Raw genomic sequence first — 21,380 nt, 5'->3', positions numbered from 1 at the left:
CGCATGACCGGCGAGGAAAAATTCGCGCGGGATCTGTTCCGCGACGGCACGTCCTTTTCAAAATCGGTCGCCGATCTTGCACAGCTTCCTGACGACGACGTGCCGGAGATCGCCTTTGCCGGCCGTTCGAACGTGGGCAAGTCATCGCTGCTCAACGCGCTGACCACGAAGCACGGCATGGCGCGCACGTCGAATACGCCTGGACGAACGCAATTGCTGAACCTGTTCCCGGTGGGCGAGCCGCCACGCATGCGTCTGGTGGACATGCCGGGCTATGGCTATGCCAGGGCACCGAAGCAGGTCGTCAATGCCTGGAAACGCCTTGTTTTCGATTATCTGCGCGGACGCCGGAACCTGCAGCGCGTCATGCTGCTGATCGATGCCCGCCGCGGCGTAAAGGCGGTCGATGAGGAAATCATGGACCTTCTCGACGAGGCTGCCGTGACGTGGCAGGCGGTTTTGACGAAGGGCGACAAGCTGAAGAACACCGGCCCGGTGGCGGAGGGTGTCGCCCAGGCGATCATCAAACGCCCCGCGGCTTTTCCCGGGGTCGCGGTCACAAGTTCTGAAAAGAATATCGGCGTTGACGAGCTCAGGGTGACCATTCTGGACGCCGCAAGGTCCTGAGCGGGTCGGGACGAACAGCCGCGGACAGGCCTGTCCGGCGGCCTTGCCAAGTTTAGCTGACAGCCATTCCCTTCCTCGGTTATGCTTCCCCCTCAATACCGAAGGGGCCGAACCGATGCGCATCATCATGGGAAACAAACGCTACTCCAGCTGGAGCCTGCGCGGCTGGCTGGCGGTAAAACAAAGCGGCCAGCCGTTTGACGAGCTCGTCGTTCCGATGATGACGGACGAGTGGTGGGAGAAGAAGGCCGACCCCGCACTCATGCCCTCATCCCGTGTGCCGACATTGTGGGACGGCGGCACCGCGATCTGGGAATCGCTAGCCATCATCGACTGGCTCGCCGATCGCTACGGACAGGCCGCCTACTGGCCGGTCGACGGCGCAGCCCGTGCCTTTGCCCGTTCCATCGCCGCGGAGATGCATGCCGGATTTACGTCGCTCAGGTCGCAATGTCCGATGGATGTGCTGGCGAGTTATCCCGGATACCGCCTGACGGACGACACCCAAAAGGACGTTTCCCGCATTTCCGGCCTGTGGGCCGAAGCGCGACGCGAATATGGCACGAACGGCCCCTATCTGTTCGGCAGTTTCGGCGCTGCCGACATGATGTTCGCGCCGGTCGTGATGCGGTTTCGCACCTATGGCGTCACGCTGAACGGCGACGCGGGCATTTATCAGGATACCATGTGCTCACATCCATGGGTCACAGAGTGGTGCGCGGCCGCGGCGGATGAACCGGCCGACTGGACAATCACGTCTTATGCTGACCTCGCCGCAAAATACGTCTAGGCTCACTGGCTATGACCTTTATCGACAATTTGCGCCGCAAATGGCTGGTGCGCTCGCTGGAACAGCAGGAAAAGCGGACTCGTTCGCGGCTACCGGCACCTTTGGCGGCGATGCCGCGATGGCTGCTCGCGCTCTGCGCTCTTGTCATTATCGCCGTATTTTACTGGGGAATTCTTGGCTGGGTGCTGGAGGATAAGAGTACCGACCTCACGCTCAGACCGTCAGTGGAACAGCTGCCGCCGGGGGGCAGCGTTACCGTTGGCGGGCTCGCGGCCCTTGGCATGGCAGAGCTTGATCGCGGCGGCTGGACGCCCAATGACGGCTGGCTGAAGCCGCACGGCTTTCGCGAAGCGATGCCCGCGCTCCAGACCGGCATTCACGATGTCTTGTCGGGCGTGTCGGCGGTGCTGGGCCGGAGCGATGATGACGACCTTATGGATGCCGCCGAAGACTATGCCGTTCCGCCGACGCGCGGTGTCTTTCACGGCGACTTCCCGTTCATCGGCGCGAGCGCCGGAAGCCATATCGAGGATGCGAGCGCGGCCTATGCGCGGTTCAATACGCGTTTGACCGATGGCGAGGCGGCGCGTCCTTCGGGAGCTGTGGATGCGCGCGCGCTGATCACGGTCATCGGTGCGAAACTGGCCGATGACGTCCGCGGATTTGACGCGGCCATGCTGGCAAACGCCGATGCCGACCCGCTCGACTATCAGCAGACACGGGGTCGCGCCTACGCCTCCGCCATCCTGCTGCGCGGTATCCAGTCGGATTTCGAACCCGTTCTGCGGGAACGCGAACTTACCGGCCTGATGGCGGAAGCGATCGAGACACTGGACCGCGTTTCGGCTGCCGATCCCCTGATCCTCACTAATGGCGACCGAACGGAACAGGCCTATCTTCTGCGCAGCGCCGTTTCAGCCCTGGCCAGAATTCGCGGAGGACTGGCATGAGCGAAGAGGAGCGCCCCCGCGCGCCCAATCATAGCGGTCCCGGCTATCTACTTGTCGTGGATGATAGCGAGGAATCCGCGCGTGCGCTGCGCTATGCCGCTGGCCGGGCGAAGTCGATCAATGGATCGATGACCCTGCTTCACGTCATCGCGCCTCCGGAGTTTCTGCAATGGGGCGGCGTGCAGGAAATGATCGCCGAGGAGGCACAGGAAGAAGCGGAATCGGTGCTTGCCCGCGCGGCTGACGAAGTCATTGCCCTGTCCGGCATCCGCCCGTCCCTGTTGATCCGCAAGGGAAAGCTGACGGATGAAGTCACCGAGGCGCTTGCCGCCGATCCCGGCCTGTCCGCGCTTGTGCTCGGCGCTGCCGCAAAGGGCGCGCCCGGCACCCTCGTCCAGTATTTTTCCGGAGAGCGGGCAGGCGCGCTGCCTGCGGTGATCATCATCGTCCCCGGCGCGCTCGACATTGCCGCGATCGATCGCCTGACCGGCAACGTCGCCGCCGACGACGTCCCCGATTATAATCGGGGTCAGGATGACGCGCAGGGTTGAAGGGTGCGGCTGTCCGCGCCACATCCGATCAAAGACAGCGGAGACCAGTCATGCACGTCCAGACCCAGACCACACCGAACCCCGCCACCCTCATGTTCCAGCCTGGACGTCAGGTCAGCCCGTCCGGCACACATGATTTCGCATCGCCTGAAGATGCGGAAGCATCGCCGCTCGCGGCGGCGCTGTTCTCGCTTGGCGACGTCACGGGCGTGTTTCTCGGTTCGGACTTCGTTTCCGTCACGCGCGACCCCGCCGGCGCCGACTGGGTCACCCTGAAACCCGTTATATTGTCTGTCATTGTCGACCATTTCGCCAGCGGTGCGCCCGTTCTGAATGAAGTCGCCGCCGAGACTGGGCCTGCGATCGAGGAGGATCCCGACACGGCGGACATTCGCAAGCAGATCATGGAACTGCTTGACGATCGCGTCCGTCCGGCGGTTGCCGGCGATGGCGGCGACATTGTTTTTCACGGATTTTCAGATGGCATCGTCTATCTGAAGATGCAGGGTGCGTGCGATGGCTGCCCTTCCTCCACTGCGACTTTGAAGAACGGGATCGAGAACCTGCTGCGTTATTATGTGCCAGAGGTCGAAGAGGTCCGCGCAGTATAGGTTGTGTACTTCCGGGCAGGTAGCTAACGCCCGGTTTGAATTTGAAGGAGCTTCCCCCTATGTCCGATCACCTTCTGAGCGACCGGGATCTTGATCTGATCTTCCGGAATGCGCGTACCTATAACAGCTGGTCCGAGCGCCCCGTTTCGGCGGTGGAACTCAATGCGATCTATGAACTGATGCGCATGGGTCCCACAGCGGCGAATTGTGCGCCCGCCCGGCTTGTTTTCTGTCAGTCGGAAGAGGCGCGCGAAAAGCTTGCGGCATGCGCTATGGAGGGGAACCAGGACAAGATCAGGTCTGCGCCGGTGACCGTCATCATCGGTCAGGACATGGAGTTCTACGAGAAACTGCCAGACCTTTTCCCACATGCCGACGCACGGAGCTGGTTTGTCGGTAACGACGATCTGATCGCGGAAACGGCCGCGCGAAATTCCACGCTTCAGGGCGCCTATCTGATGATTGCCGCCCGTGCGCTTGGCCTTGATTGCGGACCCATGTCGGGTTTTGACAAGGATCAGGTGAAAGAGGCTTTCTTCCCTGGTACCGTCATCACGCCGAACTTTCTCTGCTGCCTAGGCCATGGCACGACGGAAAATCTGTTTCCGCGCAGCCCGCGCCTCAGCTTCGACGAGGCATGCGAGATCAGGTAGCTTTGATGCGGCTTGCGATTGGGACAGCCCACCGCGCCTGCTCGCTCGCGCTGATTGACGGGTCGAAGGTCGTGAAGGCCGTTCACGAGATCATTGGCCGGGGGCATGCCGAGCGTCTGATACCGATGATCGCCGCCCTTTTGGGTGAGACCAGACCCGGTAGCATTGTGGTCGAAATTGGTCCTGGCAGTTTCACGGGCATGCGCGTCGGCATTGCCGCCGCCCGCGCCCTTGGTGTCGCATGGGATGTCCCTGTGTCGGGCATTACCTCTACGGAAGTCCTCGCCGCCCGCGCTTTTCGCGATCACGCAGATCTACCGGAAATCACGGTTGCCCTAGATGGCGGCCGCGGCGAAGTGTTTGTTCAGCACTTTACCCGTGACGGCGGTGAAACCGGGCCACCGGCTGCGGTGCCGGCAGAGCAGGCCGCAATTGTCGGCGGCGCTGTTATTGGCACGGGAACGCCGATGATCGTCATTCCGGCGCATGTACGCGTTCTTGGCACGGACATGCCCGATATGGCGGACGTCGCCGCCCTCATTCCCCCCGCAGGTCAGGACAGGCCGCCAGCACCGCTCTACGTGCGGGCGCCCGACGCGAAGCCGCCCCAGCGATGACGGCAAGGTTCACCAGGGCAGACGCCGGACAGGCGCCATTGCTCGCAAGTATCGCGCGCTGCGCCTTCGACCCGGCATATGGGGAGTCATGGTCGAGTACCCAGCTCACGGGGACTCTTTCCCAGACGGGTACCTGGGCAGAGCTGGCCAGTCTCGGCGGCAAACCCGCGGCGTTCTCATTGGCCCGTATCGCGGCGGATGAAGCGGAATTGCTGCTGGTGGCGACGCTTCCTCATGCACGTCGCATGAATCTGGGCCGCGCGTTACTTCAACGGGTCTCCCTTGCCGCACAAGCGCGCGGCGCCGTATTTTTACACCTAGAAGTCAGGCGCAGTAATAAGGCTGCGCTTGCACTATATCGTTCCTGTGGCTTGTCTCAAATTGGTGAGCGAAAGGCGTATTATCGAGGTGTAGACGGCCGCAGTCATGATGCGGTTACGATGCAGGCAGCATTACCACTCACCTCTTCTTAAGTTTGGGTTTGCCTTTTCAACAGTGTGACGACATATGCGTCGCCTAGGTCCATTCCGGTACCGGTTTTTTTTAGTAGACGGAGCGTTACATGACTGAAGAAATCAATATGCACGAAGACCTGCTTGGCATTACGGCTGAAATCGTTTCAGCCCATGTCGGCAACAACACGGTCGCGGTCAGCGATCTGCCCACGCTGATCGAGCAGGTTTACAACACGCTGGCGAAACTCGACCCCGGCAGCGAAGAAGAAGTTGCACAGGAACCAGCGGTTTCCGTCCGCGCGTCGATCAAGCCCGACTATATTGTCTGCCTTGAGGACGGCAAGAAACTGAAAATGCTGAAACGTCACTTGATGACCAGCTACGGCATGACACCGGACGACTATCGCCGGAAATGGAACCTGCCGAGCGACTATCCGATGGTCGCGCCCAACTATGCGAAGCAGCGCCGTGAACTCGCCAAGAAAATCGGGCTTGGCACGAAAAAGACGCGCACTCGCCGTAAATAGCATTGCTGGCGTGTCAGCGCGCCCGGCACTTGCGGCAAGGCATGCCAAGAGCCTAGAAGGGGCATCGTTTTCAATGGGAAAAGGTGCTCCTTCTTTATTATGACCTCGACCAAGATCGATCTTGAAGCGCTCAGCGCTGAACGCGGGCTGCGTATTACTGACCAGCGGCGCGTCATTGCGCGCGTCCTCAGCAAGGCCGACGATCACCCCGATGTCGAGGAACTTTACGCCCGCGCGTCAAAGGTCGATCCGAAAATCTCGATTGCGACGGTGTACCGGACGGTACGCCTGTTCGAGGAAGTCGGGATCCTCGAACGCCATGATTTCCGGGATGGCCGCGCCCGCTACGAGCCGACCCCTGAAGAGCATCACGATCACTTGATCGACGTGGAATCCGGCGAGGTCGTCGAATTTCATGATGAGGAGCTTGAAGAGCTACAAAGGAAAATTGCCGAAAAGCTCGGTTTCGAACTCGTCGATCACCGCATGGAACTGTATGGCCGCAAGCTGAAGGACAAGTCCTGAGCAAGGCGGACACCCTGCCCGACCCCGGCGTTTTTCACAGCGAGGCGCATCATCGTATCCCGTGGGAGCGCGTCGTGCCGCTGCTTCTCATTGCCGCGCTGCTGGTACCTTTTGCATGGATCATGCGAAAGATACTGCCGGATCGTCAGCCTTGGCTGACGAAACCGTTTCACCGGCTGGTGTGCTGGGCATGCGGTATTACCGTCAAAAGCCACGGCCGCCGCGCGCGTGGGACCGTTCTTTATTTGGCCAATCATATCAGCTGGGCCGACATTCCCACGCTGGGCTGCCTCATCCGTGCACGCTTTGTGGCAAAGTCGGAAATGTCCGACGACCCTTTCCTCGATTTCTTCTGCGACCTGCAGCGCACCATATATGTTGAACGCGGCGACAGACGCTCTGCGGTCCGGCAGGCGGGCGAGATCACGGCGGCCTTGCGTTCCGGCGACAGTCTGATCCTGTTTCCCGAGGGGACCACCAGCGACCTTCGGCGTCCGCTGCCGTTCAAATCCTCATTACTTGTCGGATTGGCGGAAAGCGGGCTGCGGGACGTCCGGATTCAACCGGTCTCCATTGCCTATACCCGGGTCCGGTCCATGCCGGTTTTTCGCGGCAGGTTCCCGCAGGTGGCGTGGCTTGGCCATTTCGGAATAGCGGATTCCGTCAGGCAATTCCTGCGTCTGCGCGCGGTGCGCGTCGATGTGACGTTTCATGAATCGCTCGACCCGGAAGCCTTTGAGGACCGCAAGCACCTGACACGCGCCGTCGCAGATGAGATCGCTAGGGGTTACAGGCAGGCCATGCGCGACTATGTTAGGCCTGCATGACAATCGACTCACATCCGGCGTGGCCGACTCGGTACCTGTGAAACAGCCAAAATCCTACTTCGTCAAAAGCTATGGCTGCCAGATGAACGTCTATGACGCGGAGCGCATGGGCGAGCTTTTGGAGGCGGACGGCCTTTCCCCTGCCGCGACACAGGCGGAGGCCGACCTTGTCGTGCTGAACACCTGCCACATCCGTGAAAAGGCGTCCGAGAAGGTCTATTCCGAAATCGGCCGCATCGAAAAGGCCGGGCGCAAAAGCGGCGAAAGATCGATGATCGCGGTTGCCGGTTGTGTCGCACAGGCCGAGGGTGCGGAAATCGCGGCCCGCGCGCCAGCGGTCGACCTGATCGTCGGTCCGCAGGCTTATCATCGCCTCCCCGAAATGGTCGGCGCAGCAGTGAAGGGGGAGCGGCGCGTCGATACCGACCTTCCCACACTCGAAAAGTTCACGGCGCTCGGTACCGCGCGCAAGGCCGCACCCTCCAGCTTTCTCACCGTACAGGAGGGATGCGATAAGTTCTGCACTTATTGCGTTGTCCCCTATACGCGCGGTGCGGAGGTCTCCCGGCCAGCGAATGTGCTGATCGAGGAGACTCGGAAACTCGCTGATGGCGGTGCCCGCGAGATTGTTCTGCTCGGGCAGAACGTCAATGCCTATCGCGACGCATCGGGTACCGGGTTTGCCGACCTTATCGCGCGCGTCGCAAATATTCCCGGCATCGCCCGCATCCGTTACATGACGAGCCATCCCGCAGACATGACGGACGAGCTGATCGCGGCGCACGGCGAAATCGATGCGTTGATGCCCTTCCTGCACCTTCCCGTGCAATCCGGCAGCGACCGCATCCTGAAAGCGATGAATCGCAGCCACACGGCGGATAGCTATCTGAAGAGCATCGACGCGCTGCGCCGTATCCGCCCCGATATGGCAATCTCCGGCGACTTCATCGTCGGTTTCCCGGGCGAGACCGAGGCAGAGTTCGAAGACACGCTCGAGATCGTGCGGCGGACCAATTATGCGCAGGCCTACAGTTTCAAATACAGCCCGCGCCCCGGCACGCCTGCCGCTGAAATGGCGGACCAGATCGACGAGACGGTGAAGGTGGACCGGCTCGCCCGCCTGCAGGCGCTGCTCAACGACCAGCAGCTTGCCTTCAACGCCGCTACCGTCGATACGGCGACTGACGTCCTGCTGGAGCGTCCAGGCAAGCATGCGGGCCAGTTGATCGGCAAGACCCCATGGCTGCAAAGCGTCCACCTGTACGCAGATGGCGCAAAGATCGGCGATATCGTCACAGCTCACATCGAAAGCGCGGGCCCCAATTCGCTCGCCGGTATCCTGCAGGAAAGGAAAGCCGCCTAAGTGGCCCATAAACGAAAGGCTTCTGATGCCGACATCCCGGCGCCGGCCGATCCAGCGCGTCTGGAATTGCGATTTGATCGGCCAGAGCTCCTCGGTCCGCTATTTGGCCAATATGACCAGAATCTGATTGCCATTGAAAACCGCCTTGGCGTCTACATCGCCGCGCGCGGTGACCGCGTGACGATCGAGGGGACCGCCGAACCCGCCGCGCAGGCCCGCGATGTGCTGCAGGAACTGCATGGAAAGCTGATGCAGGGCGGCAATGTGACCGTTGCCGATGTGGAAACCGCCATTGCGATGGCGGGCACACCTCTGCTCGAAGGTCTTGAAAAGAAAGGCAAGCGAGCGGAGCGTCCGCAAATTGCCATCCGCACACGAAAAAAGACCATTGTTCCCAGAACGCCGCGCCAGCTGCACTATATGCAGGCGCTCGCAGCGGAGGATATTATCTTCGCCCTCGGTCCCGCGGGTACCGGCAAGACCTATGTCGCCGTCGCCCAGGCCGTGTCGCAGCTGATCACCGGCAGTGTCGACCGGTTGATCCTGTCCCGCCCCGCGGTCGAGGCGGGCGAGCGTCTCGGTTTCCTCCCCGGCGATATGAAGGACAAGGTCGATCCCTATCTCCGGCCGCTCTATGACGCGCTTTACGATATGCTGCCGGCCGATCAGGTCGAACGCCGCATCGCATCGGGAGAGATTGAGATCGCCCCGCTCGCTTTCATGCGGGGCCGTACCCTCGCGAACAGTTTCATCATTCTCGACGAGGCTCAGAATACGACGCCGCAGCAGATGAAGATGTTCCTTACGCGTTTCGGTGAAAACAGCCGTATGGTCGTTTGCGGCGATCCCAAGCAGGTCGACCTGCCCGATCCCGGTCGCTCCGGTCTTGCCGACGCCGTGTCCCGTCTGGAGGACATCGAAGGCATAGCCACCGTCCATTTCGGTGTCAGCGATGTCGTACGCGCACCGATCGTGGGCCGCATTGTCGCGGCTTATGAGGGCGGCGATGCTTGACGTCGACATAGAGATTGCGGCGGGTGACTGGCCGGAATTCGATTGGCCGGCCCGCGCCGCAGAGGCTGCCGAAGCTGCGATCCGCGCCACCCCCTATGGGTATCTCGTTGACGACGACATGGCCTGCGAACTCGCCGTGCGCTTTACCGATGATGTCGAGGTACGGAAACTGAACAGGCAATATCGCGGCAAGGACAGGCCCACCAACGTGCTCAGCTTTCCCGCAGTCCAGCGCGATCTTCTTGCCGGGCTCACAAATACGGATGACGGTGAAGTGCTGCTTGGCGATATCGCGCTTGCGGCGGAAACCTGCGCGCGGGAAGCGGCGGACAAGCGCATTTCACTCATCGACCACGCCACACACCTTATCGTACATGGAACCTTGCATATTGTCGGCTATGATCATGAACTGGAGGCCGAGGCGATCGACATGGAACAGCTGGAAACGACGATCCTTGCGCGTTTCGGCATCGCTGACCCCTATCAGGATCGGGTTGACGGCTAATGGCTAACCCCCTGCCAGACCAGCCTGCCACGCGCCCCGCGCTTCGATTCCTGAAGACCATGCTATTCGGGCGCGGCGATGCGACGCTGCGTGAATCCATAGAGGAAGCCCTGGAGGAGCACGAGACCGAGACGACATCGGTCGCCGGCGACCTGAGTTCCGACGAGCGCACGATGATCCGCAATCTCCTTGATTTTGGCGAACGCCGCGCAGGCGACATCATGGTCCCGCGCGGCGACATTATCGGCTTCAGTGCCACAGGCAGTTTTGCCGAGCTGGTGCAGGCCTTTGCGGAGGCGGGGCACAGCCGGCTGCCCATCTATACCGGCGATTTCGACCGTATTCTCGGCATGGTGCACGTGAAGGACGCCTATAATGTCATCGCCGAAAAAGGCCGCGATGCGGACGTCCCCATTGAAAGCATCATGCGCCCCGTATTGTTCGTTCCCTTCGCGATGCGCGTTCTTGACCTTCTCGCCCGTATGCGGGCGGGCCGTACCCATATGGCCATGGTCGTCGATGAATATGGCGGCACGGACGGCCTCGTCACCGTCGAGGATATCGTTGAGGAAATCGTCGGTGATATTGAGGATGAACATGACGAGCCCGAGGAAGAAGCCCTGCTGGCGCTGCCAAATGGCGTTTACGAGGCTGATGCCCGTCTCGACATTCATGCGCTCGAGGAACGACTCGCCACCGACCTGGTCGGGGCGGTCGACGGCGACATCGATACGGTCGGCGGGCTCATCTTCATGCTTGAGGGCGAGGTGCCCGAGGTCGGTGCGACAGTCTCCCATCCCGAGGGCTGGTCGTTCACGGTGCTGGCCGCTGACGAGCGCCGCGTCGAGCGCGTCCGCGTGACGCCGGATGCGTAAAGGCCGCTTCAGAGCTGGAGAGATTCCGGAAACCTGTTCCCGTTACAAAAAAGAATGCCGCACAAGATGTCGCGTCGGTTAATTCCCCCGGTTGAAGCCCTTTTCACAGGCGCTAAGGCACTAAGCTGCGTACGCAGCGTTCGGGGGAGGGAACATGCGCACAGATGGCGATGCGGCATGACACAGATTTAAGGCTCGAAAATATGGCCCTCGACGATAATCCCACAGATCCGCAGCCTCTTCTGGAAGGTCTCGCCATCGACAATGTCGGCGCGGGCTTCATCGAGGCGATGTACCGGAAATATGATAAGAACCCCGGTTCCGTCGGCAGCGACTGGCAGCGCTATTTCGAAGGTCTGGAACAGATGGGCGATACGTCCGGACCGTCATGGCAGCGGGGCAGCTGGCCTGTCACGGCCACGGATGAACGGACCGCCGCGCTCGATCCGACGCAGATGACACCCGGCGCGGCAAAGCCAAAGACGAACGGCACGGCCTCCTCTCCGCCTGCATCCGCCGACAAGCGCCAGATCACCGCGGAAGATATTCGCCGCGCTGCAACGGATTCGCTGAACGCGATGATGCTGATCCGCACATATCGCGTCCGCGGTCATCTCGCCGCCGACCTTGACCCCCTCGGTCTGGCGAAACGGGAAACGCCGGTGGAACTGACACCGGAGCATCATGGGTTTAGCGGCGCCGACCTGCACCGCGTCGTCTATCTGGGCGGCGTGATGGGCATAGAGGCGACCACGGTCGCGGAACTCGTGCCCATATTGCAGTCCAATTATTGCGGCCATGTCGGCACGGAATATATGCACATCAACGACCGGACCGAGCGCCGCTTCATTCAGCAGCGCGTCGAGGGCCGCGACACTGCCATCAGCTTCACGCCTGAGGGCAAGAAGGCCATCCTGAACAAGCTGATCGAAGCGGAGGAATTCGAAAGTTTCCTCGGCCGCAAATATGTCGGAACGAAGCGCTTCGGCCTCGATGGCGGCGAGGCGCTTGTTCCCGCGCTTGAATCGATCATCAAGATTGGCGGCGCAAATGGCGCGAAGGAGATCGTCATCGGCATGGCGCATCGCGGCCGCCTCAACGTTCTTGCCAATGTGATGCAGAAGCCATTCCAGGCCATCTTCCACGAATTTGCCGGCGGCAGTTCCAATCCGGAGGATGTCGGCGGTTCCGGCGATGTGAAATACCATCTCGGCACCTCGACCGACCGCGAATTTGACGGCAATGAAGTGCATCTTTCGCTAACCCCCAATCCGTCGCATCTTGAGGCGGTGAACCCGGTCGTGCTCGGCAAGACGCGGGCGGCGCAGCAGATCCGCGGCGATACGACCCGCGACGAAGTCGTGCCCCTCCTGCTGCACGGCGATGCCGCCTTTGCCATGCAGGGCGTGGTCGCCGAATGCCTCGGTTTTTCCGGGGTGGAGGGCTATAATACCGGCGGCTGCATCCACTTCATCATCAACAATCAGATCGGCTTCACGACCAGTCCGCAATTCGGCCGCTCCAGCCCTTACCCGTCGGACATGGGCAAGATCGTCCAGGCGCCGATCTTCCACGTCAATGGCGATGATCCAGAGGCCGTGACCTTTGCGACGAAAGTCGCCACCGAGTTCCGTACGCGTTTCAACCGCGACGTCATCATCGATATGTGGTGCTATCGCCGCTTCGGCCACAATGAGGGCGACGAGCCGAGCTTCACGCAGCCGCTCATGTACAAGTCGATCAGAAAAAAGAAAAAAGTTTCTGTCATGTATGCCGAACGGCTGCGGGATGAGAATATCATCGACGACAAATGGGCGAAGTCGCAGACCGAGGCGTTCACAAACATGCTGCAGGAAAGCTTCGACGCGGCGCCGGGCTATAAGCCGAACAAGGCGGACTGGTTCGAGGGCCGCTGGGTCGGCCTCGGTTTGCCGGGCGGAGAGGAAGGCGATCGCCGCGCGGCGATTACCGGCGTGCCGGAGGACAAACTGCGCGAACTCTTCGGAAAAATCAGCGCCGTTCCCGACAGTTTCTCCATTCACAAGACACTGAAGCGCGTCATGGACGCCCGCGCGAAGGCGATCGACACTGCCGAAGGCATCGACTGGGCAACGGCGGAATCACTCGCATTCGCATCGCTGCTCGACGAAGACTATGGCGTGCGGCTGTCCGGTCAGGATTCCGGCCGCGGCACGTTCAGCCAGCGGCATGCCGTCTGGACGGATCAAACCGACGCGTCGAAATATGTCCCGCTCAAGATGATCAGCGAAAACTTCAAGGTCTACGATAGTCCGCTGTCCGAATATGGCGTGCTGGGCTTTGAATATGGCTATGCGCTGACCGACCCGAAATCCCTGGTGATGTGGGAGGCCCAGTTTGGCGATTTTGCCAATGGCGCGCAGATCATGATCGACCAGTTTATCGCATCGGGTGAGGCCAAATGGCTCCGCTCCAACGGACTCGTCATGCTATTGCCGCACGGCTATGAGGGCCAGGGTCCGGAACACTCGTCCGCCCGCCCCGAACGCTTTTTACAGCTTTGCGCGGAGGACAATATGCAGGTGGCGAACTGCACCACGCCGGAAAATTATTTTCATATCCTGCGCCGGCAGATGCACCGCGATTTCCGCAAGCCGCTCGTCATCATGACGCCGAAGTCGCTTTTGCGGCACAAGGCGGCAACATCGACGCTGGCGGAGCTTTCCGGCGATACCCATTTCAAGCGCATCATTTCCGACCGCACCGAAATCGCCGACAAGGATGTGAAACGCCTGATTCTCTGTTCCGGCAAGGTATATTACGATCTTGCTGAACGGCGCGATGAAATGGGCCTGAAGGACACCGCGATCGTCCGCATCGAACAGCTTTATCCCTTTCCGCTCGAACCCCTGATCATCCGCCTGAAGCGCATGAAAAACCTGGAAACGGTCGTCTGGGCACAGGAAGAACCGAAGAATCAGGGGTATTGGTTCTTCACCGAACATTATGTCGAACGCGCGCTTCAGGGCGCAAAGGTGAAACCCCAGCGTCCGGTCTATGCCGGCCGCGGCCCCGCTGCGGCGCCCGCCACCGGCATTGCATCCCGCCACGCCGCACAGCAAAAGCAGCTCGTCGAAGACGCGCTCACCGCTTGATCAAGCTCCAAGGAACGTAAAACCATGTCCACCGATGTCCCCATCCCCGCACTTGGCGAATCCGTTACCGAAGCAACGGTCGGCGAGTGGCTGAAGCAGCCAGGCGACGCCGTCGAACTCGATGAGCCCATTGTCAGCCTGGAAACCGACAAGGTTGCCATTGAAGTGAACGCGCCGGTCGCCGGCGTTCTCGCCGAACAGCTGGCGCAGGAAGGCGATGAAGTCGAAGTTGGCGCGATCATCGCCCGTCTCGATGAGGGCGGGACGGCCTCCGCGAAAGTCGCTGCGCCGACGGCCTCCACGCCGGAGCCTGACAGGGAAGACAAGACGGAAATCGCCAAGGCCGAGACTATGGGCAAGGGCGACATGGCGACGACGGATCAACCGCTTTCCCCCGCCGTGACCCGTCTCTTGGCGGAGCACAATCTGGACCCGAATGGCATCAAGGGCACCGGCAAGGGCGGACGCCTGCTGAAAGAGGATGTGCAGCGCGCCATTTCCAGCGGCAGCGCCAAAAAAAGCGGCGGCGATGCGGCGAAAACCTCCGCACCTGCACCGGCTCCGGCGGCCGCGACTGTCGCCGGCCCCGGTCGCAACGAGGAGCGCAAACGGATCTCGCGCCTCAGAAAGACCATCGCGTCGCGCCTGAAGGAAGCACAGAACACCGCCGCCATGCTGACGACATTCAACGATGTCGACATGACCGCCGTCATGGAAGCGCGGAACCGGTATAAGGAAACCTTCGAAAAGAAGCACGGCGTACGCCTCGGCTTCATGTCGTTCTTCACAAAGGCCTGCGCCCTCGCGCTGAAGGACGTGCCGAGCGTCAACGCGATGATCGACGGCGATGAAATCGTCTACCGCGACTATGCCGATATCGGCATCGCGGTTTCCTCACCCGGCGGCCTCGTCGTCCCGATCCTGAAGGATGCCGACAAGCTGACCTTCGCGGAGACCGAAAAATCCATTGGCGATTTCGGCCGCCGCGCGCGCGATGGCGAACTGAAGCTGGAAGAGCTGCAGGGTGGTACCTTTACGATCTCGAACGGCGGCGTCTTCGGCAGCCTGCTATCGACGCCTATCCTCAACACACCGCAATCGGGCGTGCTCGGCATGCACCGCATCGAGGATCGCCCGGTCGCCATTAACGGCGAAGTCGTCATCCGCCCGATGATGTACCTCGCCCTCAGCTACGATCACCGCCTGATCGACGGCCGCGAGGCGGTGACGTTCCTGGTCCGCGTGAAGGAAGCCATTGAGGATCCAACAAGACTGGTGCTGGACCTGTAATTTCTACCCGTCATCCCCGCGAACGCGGGGATGACGTGCGGCAGGTGCAACGCACGAACCCCGATCATCCCGAGCGCAGTCGAAGGACGCACCCACGCTGCTGCAAAACTATGTGCGTCCCTCGACTGCGCTCGGGATGATCGAAATCCTTAAATAGCGGCCTCTCCCCTACCGCTCGCGCCACCAGACCTGCCGCCAGCCGGTAACGTCCGGTACCGGCTCACCTCGTACATTCCGCGCCGGTTCGTAGCGAAACCGCTCCTCGATCAGCCTGCACGTCGCGGCATCCAGCGCCGCATTGCCGCTCGATTCCCGCACCGTGCAATTATACACCCGCCCGTCCGCACCCACGTCGTAATAGGCCGTCACGGTTCCCTGCGCATTGTCCCTGCGTGTCGAGCGCGGATAGTCCCGGTCGAGGATGTCGCCGGCAATCTTGCGCGCACGGGAAACAGCACCGCCGCCTCCGATTCCGCTGCCGCGCGCGCCAGTGCCAAAACCATCGCCCTGGCCATCGCCGGTACCCGGCCCCTCACGCACGGCGGAGCCCGCATCGGTTGCCTTGCCCTCAGCCGCCGCGGGCGCGGCCTGGATCGGCGGATCGCGCTTGATTTCGATATCCGGCGGCGGCGCGATCACCGGTACCGGGTCGGCGACAATGTCAGGTGCCGAGGCCTCACCCTCTTCCTCCGGCGCAGCCAGTGCCGGATCGTCATCCGCGCTAGAAAAGGCGATCAGCACGAGATCCTGAACGCCATCGACGTCGTCCGGGACCAGGTCGACACTATGGGTCAGCTCGGCGATCAGCAGACCGCCCACCAGAATGTGCAATATGCAGACCAGCGCGAAAACCCGGCCCTTGCGGCCGCGCGGCAAATATCGGGACCATCCGTTCATTTCACGCATGATTACCGCAAGTCATGCCGGAATAACACTTCACTCACAGTTCGGGTGTACCTCATGCGCAAAGACGTTATGCAGGCGCCCTTACAGCGGGGAACTCATGCTTTTTAACTCCTACCTGTTCATCTTCGCGTTCCTGCCCGTGACGATCATCGGCTTCGCAACGCTGGGACAGAGGTCGAAGCGCGCGGCGATCGGCTGGCTGACGCTCACCTCGCTGATCTTCTATGGCTATTGGAATCCGCCTTATGTGCTCGTACTCATCGGCTCGATTCTCGCCAATTATCTGATCGGCCGCGCAATCTCGCGGGAGGGGGGCAAAACGAAATGGCGTGTGATCCTGGGCGTCCTCCTGAATCTCGGCCTGCTATTCTACTATAAATACACCAATTTCTTCCTGGACAATGTCGCTGAAATGACAGGAGCGGACTGGGAACTCGGCACCATTCTTCTGCCCATCGGCATCTCTTTCTACACCTTCACGCAGATCGCCTACCTGATCGATTGCCAGCGCGGATTCGTCCGTGAATACAACCTTCTCGACTATGCCCTGTTCGTCAGCTTCTTCCCGCAGCTGATTGCCGGTCCGATCCTGCATCACAAGGAAATGATGCCGCAGTTCGACCAGCCGGAGACCTACCGGATCGGCTCGTCCAACCTCGCTATCGGCGCGACGATCTTCATCTTCGGCCTGTTCAAGAAGGCTGTGCTGGCAGACGGCATCGCTGTCTATGCAACTCCGCTGTTCGTTGGTGCCGACAGCGGCCTCAATCCCGATTTCTTCGCTGCCTGGGGCGGCGCGCTCGCCTATACGTTTCAGCTCTACTTCGACTTTTCCGGCTATTCCGACATGGCCATTGGCCTTGCCCGCATGTTCGGCATCGTTCTGCCGCTGAACTTCGCCTCGCCCTACAAGTCGCGCAACATCGTCGAATTCTGGCGCACCTGGCACATGACCCTGTCGCGCTTCCTGCGCGATTACCTGTACATTTCTCTCGGCGGCAATCGAAAGGGCAATGTCCGGCGCTACATCAACCTGTTCCTGACCATGCTGCTGGGCGGGATCTGGCACGGCGCGGGCTGGAACTTCGCGATATGGGGCGCGCTGCATGGCATCTATCTGATGATAAACCACGCCTGGTCAGGCAGCATTGGCAGGGTGCTGGGCCCGGGCAGGCTCGTGACCTTCGGGGCCTGGGCAATCACCTTCCTTGCGGTCGTCATCGGCTGGGTTTTCTTCCGCGCCGTTACACTCGACGGTGCGCTCAATGTCGTTTCCGGCATGGCGGGCATGAACGGCATCGCCCTGCCCAGCGCGATTACGGCCCGTCTTGGCGGCCTGACGGATATATTCCCGATCAGCACCGGTGAGGGCGGCGGCGCGGCTTTCGTTTCGCAATGGCTGTGGATCATCGCGCTCTTCCTGATTTCGGTCTTCGCACCGAACACGCAGGAAATCATGCGCAAGACCGATCCCGCGCTCGACTTCGATGGCACCCTGGTCAGATCACGGATTACCTGGCGGCCGACATTTGGCTGGGCCATGATAACGGCGCTGCTGGGGCTGATCAGCATCCTCGCGCTCACCCGCGTTTCCGAATTCCTGTATTTCCAGTTCTGACATGATGCGAAAATATCTCTCCACATTTGCCGCCCTGCTGGTGCTGTTCGTCGCCCTGACGGCTGGCGCGCTGGCGTTCATCGATCCCTATGGCATCTGGGGCGCCCCGCGCATTGCCGGCCTTAATGAATATAGGCCGGAAATGGGCCGCCACCTCGCCGCGGCAAAGCTCCGTCAGTTCCGCCAGGTCGATCCCAAAACGCTGATCGCGGGCAATTCGCGCGTCCATGTCGGCCTTGATCCGGCAAGCGCATCCTGGCCCGCCTCGGCGCGGCCCGTCTATAATCTCGGCCTTCCCGGCAGCGGCACGGACCGTGTCGCGGGAGAGGTTGAGGCAATGATTGCCGAAGGGAATATCGACACCGTCTATCTCGGCGTCGATTTCATAGATTTCAGAATTACGAAAGACGCTGGCGATACTCCAGGCTTTTCCCGCGCGGACTCTGTGAAGGATAAGGTCTACCTCGCCCGTGACACGCTCTTCTCGCTCGACGCGGCCATCGATGCGGGCGCGACGATCATGGGTCAGCATACCGCCTACCCGTTCACGGTCCTTGACAATGGCCTCAACGGAACCGGTGACTATGACCGCCTCGTCGCGGGCGAGGGCCATCGGGCCCTTTTTGCCCAGCGTGAGCGGGAAAACATCGCCGCCATCGCGAATCCCGACCGCCGCTACGGCTGGACAGATACCAACCCATTGGTCGCGCGCGTCGATATGTTTCTGAAACGCATGAAGGCCGCGGACGTCAATGTCGTCCTCTTCACCTATCCCTATCATAGCGAGCTTTTGTCCGCCTATGCCGCCGCCGGTGCCTGGCCGGAATTCGAACGCTGGAAGACCGACCTCGCGGTGGTGGCGGATCGGCACGACGTGCCGCTTTACGATTTCGCGCAGACCGCGCCGGAAACCATGGAACGTGCGCCTGTTGCCGGTGATACCCGCACGAGGCTCGATTATTATTGGGAGGCCGGGCACTTCAAAGCCGCACTTGGCGATCTGATGATTGCGCGCATGACCGGCGGCGAAACCACGTTTGGTTCGGTACTGACGGCCGCGAATGTGGCCTATACGCTCGAACGCCAGCGCCGCGGCCTCCTGACCTTCGCTGATATGCGTCCGGACGACATGAACCGGATCGAACGGATCGCGGGCGGCCGTGTAAAGGATGCTCTGCAATGACCGGCATTTATCTTCGCCCGACCGGCTTCGTCGACGCTCCCTTTCACTTTGATGGACAGGTCGCGCGCCTTGCGGGCGGCGCGTTGTGGTTTTCGCAGATAGAGGTGCTGCAGCGGGCCGCGCCGCCGCGTCTCGTCCCGGTCAGCGATCTTGGCGATATTGAAACACATATCGCATGGGCGCGCATCACCGGCCAGCGCCCGCCGCTTGAGCTTGGCAGCCGCATATTGCGCTTCGACGAACCGCGTATCATGGGCATATTGAACGCAACCCCGGACAGCTTCTCCGATGGCGGCAAACATGCCGACCCGGAAAAAGCGGCTGCGGCGGCCTTCGACATGTCCGCGGCCGGGGCGGCGATCATCGACATTGGCGGCGAATCCACGCGTCCGGGTGCCGATCCGGTCTGGGAGCAGGACGAAATCGCCCGCGTCGCGCCCATTCTGGACCGGCTAAAACATGGCGATATCCTGACTTCGATCGACACACGAAAAAGCGCCGTGATGCGCGATGCGCTTGGCCGCGGTGCCCGCATCGTGAACGACGTCAGCGGCCTGACCCATGACGACGCCAGCATGTCGGTGATCGCAAAAAGCGGTGCGCCCGTCATCATCATGCACGCACAGGGCGATCCCGCGAACATGCAGGACGCTCCGCAATATGACCACGCCCTGCTCGACATATATGACTGGCTGTCCGCGCGTATCGACGCCGCCATCGCCGCCGGTATCGCGCGTGACCGCATCATCGTCGATCCCGGCATCGGCTTTGGCAAGTCCGTACGTCACAATCTGGAAATCCTGAATGGCCTCTCGCTCTTCCACGGGCTCGGCACGCCGATCCTGCTGGGCGCAAGCCGCAAGCGCTTCATCGGGGCGCTGGCGGGCGAGGCCGGGGTGGCGGACCGTCTCGGCGGTTCGCTCGCCGTGCTCGCCGCCGGCCTGGCGCAGGGCGTTCAGCTGTTTCGTGTCCATGATGTCCCCGAAAGTGTGCAGGCGATCAGGGTCTGGCGCGGACTGAAGGACGCGGCCCTCTCTCCCCTCGCGTGACGCGGCGCATGACGCGGGCCATGACGCAGGGTTCCTAAACCCTGGCATCGGCACTAGGGCTCCGCGCTGTGATCCGCATGACCTTTCGCATCTTCCTTGGCACGATGGCCGTCCTGTTTTTTCTGGGCGCAAATCTGCTTTCGTCCGCACCGCTTGTCGCGCCGACAGACGTCCCGCGCGCGGCGGATGTCGGCGCTGCCCGCGCCCTGGCTGTGAAGATGTACTGGGCCATGCGGCAGGACCGGCGGGTATCGGTTGGCGTCACGCGGGACGAGATTTCGGGTGCCGCGCGGCTGCTCGGCCACGGTGCGCCGGGGCTGCGGGTGGACGCCGGTATTAGGGGCGAACGGCTGAACGCAGACGCCAGCTACCGTCTCGCCAGCCGAACCTGGCTCAATATTTCCACATCGACGGGGGCGGCCCCGGCGGACGGCGCGGCGCGGATTAACGCCCGCATCGGCAATATCCCGCTGACGCCGTTTCTATCCCAAATGGCCGCTAACCTGATCCTGCACGGCATTTGGCGAGAGGACACGCCCGCGCCGCGTCTTGAAACCATGATCCAGGGGATGCGCATTCTGCCCCACGCTGTCGTTGGGAAACTGGACGTTCCCCTTGAACTGACGCGCGCGGTCCGCGGCCTCGCAGGCGCGCGTGACCCGCAGGTCCTTACGGCTGCACGTGAAACCCTCGCTGAACTCAGCGCCTTCGATATCGGGCTCGGCAAACCCGTGCCGCTCGCCACGGTCTATGCCCGCGCCTTTTCCGGCCCGGCCCGCAATGTGGACATCGCCTCGGGGCGCAGCATCGGTGTCGCGGCGGCCATCGTCGGCACACCCGTCATGCGCCTTGCCGACAGCAACATGATCCGGACCGGCGGCGACCGCATGTCGCCTTTACCTGCGCGGCTTGCGGGACGCCGCGATCTTGCCATGCATTTCTCGCTGTCCGCTGCCCTTGCCAGCGGCAATTCCAAACTGGGCGAGGCGCTGGGTGAATGGAAAGAACTGGACGACAGCCTTCCCGGCGGCAGCGGGTTCAGCTTTGTCGACCTCGCCGCCGACCGCGCCGGAACGAGACTTGGCGAAGCGCTTGCCGACCCGGCGAGAACGGCGCGCGCGCAGGGTCTGCTCGCGCGCGCGAAACCGGGCGACCTGTTTCCGATGGCGGCGCTCGGCCTGACCGAGGGCATATCGGACGCCGAATTTGAAAGTCGGTTCGGAAAGCTGGACAGCGGGCAATATAAAAACGCCGTCGCCCGTATTGACGCTGAACTTGACCGCCTGCCGCTATATCGGCGGTAACGCCCT

Annotated in this window: 22 protein-coding genes; 21 read left to right on the top strand and 1 reads right to left on the bottom strand. The window is 61.6% G+C overall.

What is annotated here, in order from left to right; all coding sequences use genetic code 11:
• Window positions 1-3: 3 nt before the first annotated feature.
• The 17 genes from yihA to odhB all read left to right on the top strand — a co-directional run bounded on the left by yihA (window position 4) and on the right by odhB (window position 15,314).
• A complete protein-coding gene (gene yihA / locus KCG44_RS05855) occupies window positions 4-627 on the top strand; it encodes a ribosome biogenesis GTP-binding protein YihA/YsxC (RefSeq protein ID WP_218444896.1) in 624 nt (207 codons plus the stop codon).
• 115 nt (window positions 628-742) lie between these two features.
• The gene (locus tag KCG44_RS05850; protein WP_218444894.1) at window positions 743-1,417 is read left to right on the top strand and encodes a glutathione S-transferase; all 675 of its coding nucleotides are present in this window, start codon (window positions 743-745) and stop codon (window positions 1,415-1,417) included.
• Window positions 1,418-1,428: 11 nt separating this feature from the next.
• Window positions 1,429-2,367, top strand: a complete 939-nt coding sequence (locus KCG44_RS05845) for a hypothetical protein (protein WP_218444893.1) — start codon at window positions 1,429-1,431, stop codon at window positions 2,365-2,367.
• Window positions 2,364-2,918, top strand: a complete 555-nt coding sequence (locus KCG44_RS05840; RefSeq protein WP_218444892.1) for a universal stress protein — start codon at window positions 2,364-2,366, stop codon at window positions 2,916-2,918. The genes KCG44_RS05845 and KCG44_RS05840 overlap by 4 nt, the downstream gene beginning before the upstream one ends.
• 50 nt (window positions 2,919-2,968) lie before the next feature.
• Window positions 2,969-3,529, top strand: coding sequence for a NifU family protein (locus KCG44_RS05835; RefSeq protein WP_218444891.1), 561 nt, complete (start codon window positions 2,969-2,971; stop codon window positions 3,527-3,529).
• 59 nt (window positions 3,530-3,588) lie between these two features.
• Window positions 3,589-4,182, top strand: a complete 594-nt coding sequence (locus KCG44_RS05830; protein ID WP_218444889.1) for a malonic semialdehyde reductase — start codon at window positions 3,589-3,591, stop codon at window positions 4,180-4,182.
• A gap of 5 nt (window positions 4,183-4,187) precedes the next feature.
• Complete coding sequence (gene tsaB, locus KCG44_RS05825; RefSeq protein ID WP_218444888.1) at window positions 4,188-4,799, top strand: tRNA (adenosine(37)-N6)-threonylcarbamoyltransferase complex dimerization subunit type 1 TsaB; 612 nt, start codon at window positions 4,188-4,190, stop codon at window positions 4,797-4,799.
• Window positions 4,796-5,272: a GNAT family N-acetyltransferase gene (locus KCG44_RS14525; protein WP_369411936.1), complete on the top strand. Its 477-nt coding sequence runs from the start codon at window positions 4,796-4,798 to the stop codon at window positions 5,270-5,272. Before tsaB ends, KCG44_RS14525 begins: the two co-directional genes overlap by 4 nt.
• An 89-nt stretch (window positions 5,273-5,361) precedes the next feature.
• Window positions 5,362-5,781 (top strand): Ros/MucR family transcriptional regulator, encoded by a 420-nt coding sequence (locus tag KCG44_RS05815; RefSeq protein ID WP_218444884.1) that lies wholly within the window; start codon window positions 5,362-5,364, stop codon window positions 5,779-5,781.
• Between the two features lie 99 nt (window positions 5,782-5,880).
• Window positions 5,881-6,306, top strand: coding sequence for a Fur family transcriptional regulator (locus KCG44_RS05810; protein WP_218444883.1), 426 nt, complete (start codon window positions 5,881-5,883; stop codon window positions 6,304-6,306).
• 74 nt (window positions 6,307-6,380) lie between these two features.
• Complete coding sequence (locus KCG44_RS05805) at window positions 6,381-7,133, top strand: lysophospholipid acyltransferase family protein (RefSeq protein WP_218444881.1); 753 nt, start codon at window positions 6,381-6,383, stop codon at window positions 7,131-7,133.
• Window positions 7,134-7,152: 19 nt separating this feature from the next.
• On the top strand, window positions 7,153-8,496 hold the full coding sequence (gene miaB / locus KCG44_RS05800; protein ID WP_369411935.1) for a tRNA (N6-isopentenyl adenosine(37)-C2)-methylthiotransferase MiaB: 1,344 nt from the start codon (window positions 7,153-7,155) through the stop codon (window positions 8,494-8,496).
• A complete protein-coding gene (locus KCG44_RS05795; protein WP_369411934.1) occupies window positions 8,497-9,510 on the top strand; it encodes a PhoH family protein in 1,014 nt (337 codons plus the stop codon).
• The gene (gene ybeY / locus KCG44_RS05790) at window positions 9,503-10,015 is read left to right on the top strand and encodes an rRNA maturation RNase YbeY (RefSeq protein WP_218444878.1); all 513 of its coding nucleotides are present in this window, start codon (window positions 9,503-9,505) and stop codon (window positions 10,013-10,015) included. The genes KCG44_RS05795 and ybeY overlap by 8 nt, the downstream gene beginning before the upstream one ends.
• Window positions 10,015-10,890, top strand: a complete 876-nt coding sequence (locus KCG44_RS05785) for a hemolysin family protein (RefSeq protein WP_218444877.1) — start codon at window positions 10,015-10,017, stop codon at window positions 10,888-10,890. Before ybeY ends, KCG44_RS05785 begins: the two co-directional genes overlap by 1 nt.
• Before the next feature lie 203 nt (window positions 10,891-11,093).
• Entirely contained in the window at window positions 11,094-14,024 is a 2,931-nt protein-coding gene (locus tag KCG44_RS05780) for a 2-oxoglutarate dehydrogenase E1 component (RefSeq protein ID WP_218444876.1), read from the top strand.
• A 24-nt stretch (window positions 14,025-14,048) separates the two neighbouring features.
• A complete protein-coding gene (odhB, locus tag KCG44_RS05775) occupies window positions 14,049-15,314 on the top strand; it encodes a 2-oxoglutarate dehydrogenase complex dihydrolipoyllysine-residue succinyltransferase (RefSeq protein ID WP_218444875.1) in 1,266 nt (421 codons plus the stop codon).
• 168 nt (window positions 15,315-15,482) lie between these two features.
• Here the strand turns inward: odhB and KCG44_RS05770 are convergent, their stop codons facing one another.
• Window positions 15,483-16,211, bottom strand: a complete 729-nt coding sequence (locus KCG44_RS05770) for an energy transducer TonB (RefSeq protein ID WP_218444873.1) — start codon at window positions 16,209-16,211, stop codon at window positions 15,483-15,485.
• Between the two features lie 106 nt (window positions 16,212-16,317).
• Here KCG44_RS05770 and KCG44_RS05765 point away from each other — a divergent pair, with 106 nt between their 5' ends.
• From KCG44_RS05765 to KCG44_RS05750, 4 genes are all read left to right on the top strand, one after another.
• A complete protein-coding gene (locus KCG44_RS05765; RefSeq protein WP_218444872.1) occupies window positions 16,318-17,838 on the top strand; it encodes an MBOAT family O-acyltransferase in 1,521 nt (506 codons plus the stop codon).
• 1 nt (window position 17,839) lies between these two features.
• Window positions 17,840-19,021: a hypothetical protein gene (locus KCG44_RS05760; RefSeq protein ID WP_218444870.1), complete on the top strand. Its 1,182-nt coding sequence runs from the start codon at window positions 17,840-17,842 to the stop codon at window positions 19,019-19,021.
• On the top strand, window positions 19,018-20,070 hold the full coding sequence (gene folP, locus KCG44_RS05755; RefSeq protein WP_218444868.1) for a dihydropteroate synthase: 1,053 nt from the start codon (window positions 19,018-19,020) through the stop codon (window positions 20,068-20,070). Before KCG44_RS05760 ends, folP begins: the two co-directional genes overlap by 4 nt.
• A 68-nt stretch (window positions 20,071-20,138) precedes the next feature.
• Window positions 20,139-21,374 carry a YfiM family lipoprotein gene (locus KCG44_RS05750; RefSeq protein ID WP_218444867.1) on the top strand — a complete coding sequence of 412 codons (1,236 nt, stop codon included), beginning with the start codon at window positions 20,139-20,141 and terminating at the stop codon, window positions 21,372-21,374.
• Window positions 21,375-21,380: the final 6 nt, after the last annotated feature.

Origin of the sequence: Pacificimonas pallii (assembly GCF_019204005.1) — a bacterium.
GTDB lineage: Bacteria > Pseudomonadota > Alphaproteobacteria > Sphingomonadales > Sphingomonadaceae > Pacificimonas > Pacificimonas pallii.
The sequence above is the reverse complement of the archived record's forward strand: the minus strand, read 5'-3'. Positions and strand labels throughout refer to the sequence as shown.

Coding starts and splice junctions, on each gene's coding strand:
- yihA (WP_218444896.1), top strand. CDS start 4: ATGACCGGCGAGGAAAAATTCGCGCGGGATCTGTTCCGCGACGGCACG.
- KCG44_RS05850 (WP_218444894.1), top strand. CDS start 743: ATGCGCATCATCATGGGAAACAAACGCTACTCCAGCTGGAGCCTGCGC.
- KCG44_RS05845 (WP_218444893.1), top strand. CDS start 1,429: ATGACCTTTATCGACAATTTGCGCCGCAAATGGCTGGTGCGCTCGCTG.
- KCG44_RS05840 (WP_218444892.1), top strand. CDS start 2,364: ATGAGCGAAGAGGAGCGCCCCCGCGCGCCCAATCATAGCGGTCCCGGC.
- KCG44_RS05835 (WP_218444891.1), top strand. CDS start 2,969: ATGCACGTCCAGACCCAGACCACACCGAACCCCGCCACCCTCATGTTC.
- KCG44_RS05830 (WP_218444889.1), top strand. CDS start 3,589: ATGTCCGATCACCTTCTGAGCGACCGGGATCTTGATCTGATCTTCCGG.
- tsaB (WP_218444888.1), top strand. CDS start 4,188: ATGCGGCTTGCGATTGGGACAGCCCACCGCGCCTGCTCGCTCGCGCTG.
- KCG44_RS14525 (WP_369411936.1), top strand. CDS start 4,796: ATGACGGCAAGGTTCACCAGGGCAGACGCCGGACAGGCGCCATTGCTC.
- KCG44_RS05815 (WP_218444884.1), top strand. CDS start 5,362: ATGACTGAAGAAATCAATATGCACGAAGACCTGCTTGGCATTACGGCT.
- KCG44_RS05810 (WP_218444883.1), top strand. CDS start 5,881: ATGACCTCGACCAAGATCGATCTTGAAGCGCTCAGCGCTGAACGCGGG.
- ybeY (WP_218444878.1), top strand. CDS start 9,503: ATGCTTGACGTCGACATAGAGATTGCGGCGGGTGACTGGCCGGAATTC.
- KCG44_RS05785 (WP_218444877.1), top strand. CDS start 10,015: ATGGCTAACCCCCTGCCAGACCAGCCTGCCACGCGCCCCGCGCTTCGA.
- KCG44_RS05780 (WP_218444876.1), top strand. CDS start 11,094: ATGGCCCTCGACGATAATCCCACAGATCCGCAGCCTCTTCTGGAAGGT.
- odhB (WP_218444875.1), top strand. CDS start 14,049: ATGTCCACCGATGTCCCCATCCCCGCACTTGGCGAATCCGTTACCGAA.
- KCG44_RS05770 (WP_218444873.1), bottom strand. CDS start 16,211: ATGAACGGATGGTCCCGATATTTGCCGCGCGGCCGCAAGGGCCGGGTT.
- KCG44_RS05765 (WP_218444872.1), top strand. CDS start 16,318: ATGCTTTTTAACTCCTACCTGTTCATCTTCGCGTTCCTGCCCGTGACG.
- KCG44_RS05760 (WP_218444870.1), top strand. CDS start 17,840: ATGATGCGAAAATATCTCTCCACATTTGCCGCCCTGCTGGTGCTGTTC.
- folP (WP_218444868.1), top strand. CDS start 19,018: ATGACCGGCATTTATCTTCGCCCGACCGGCTTCGTCGACGCTCCCTTT.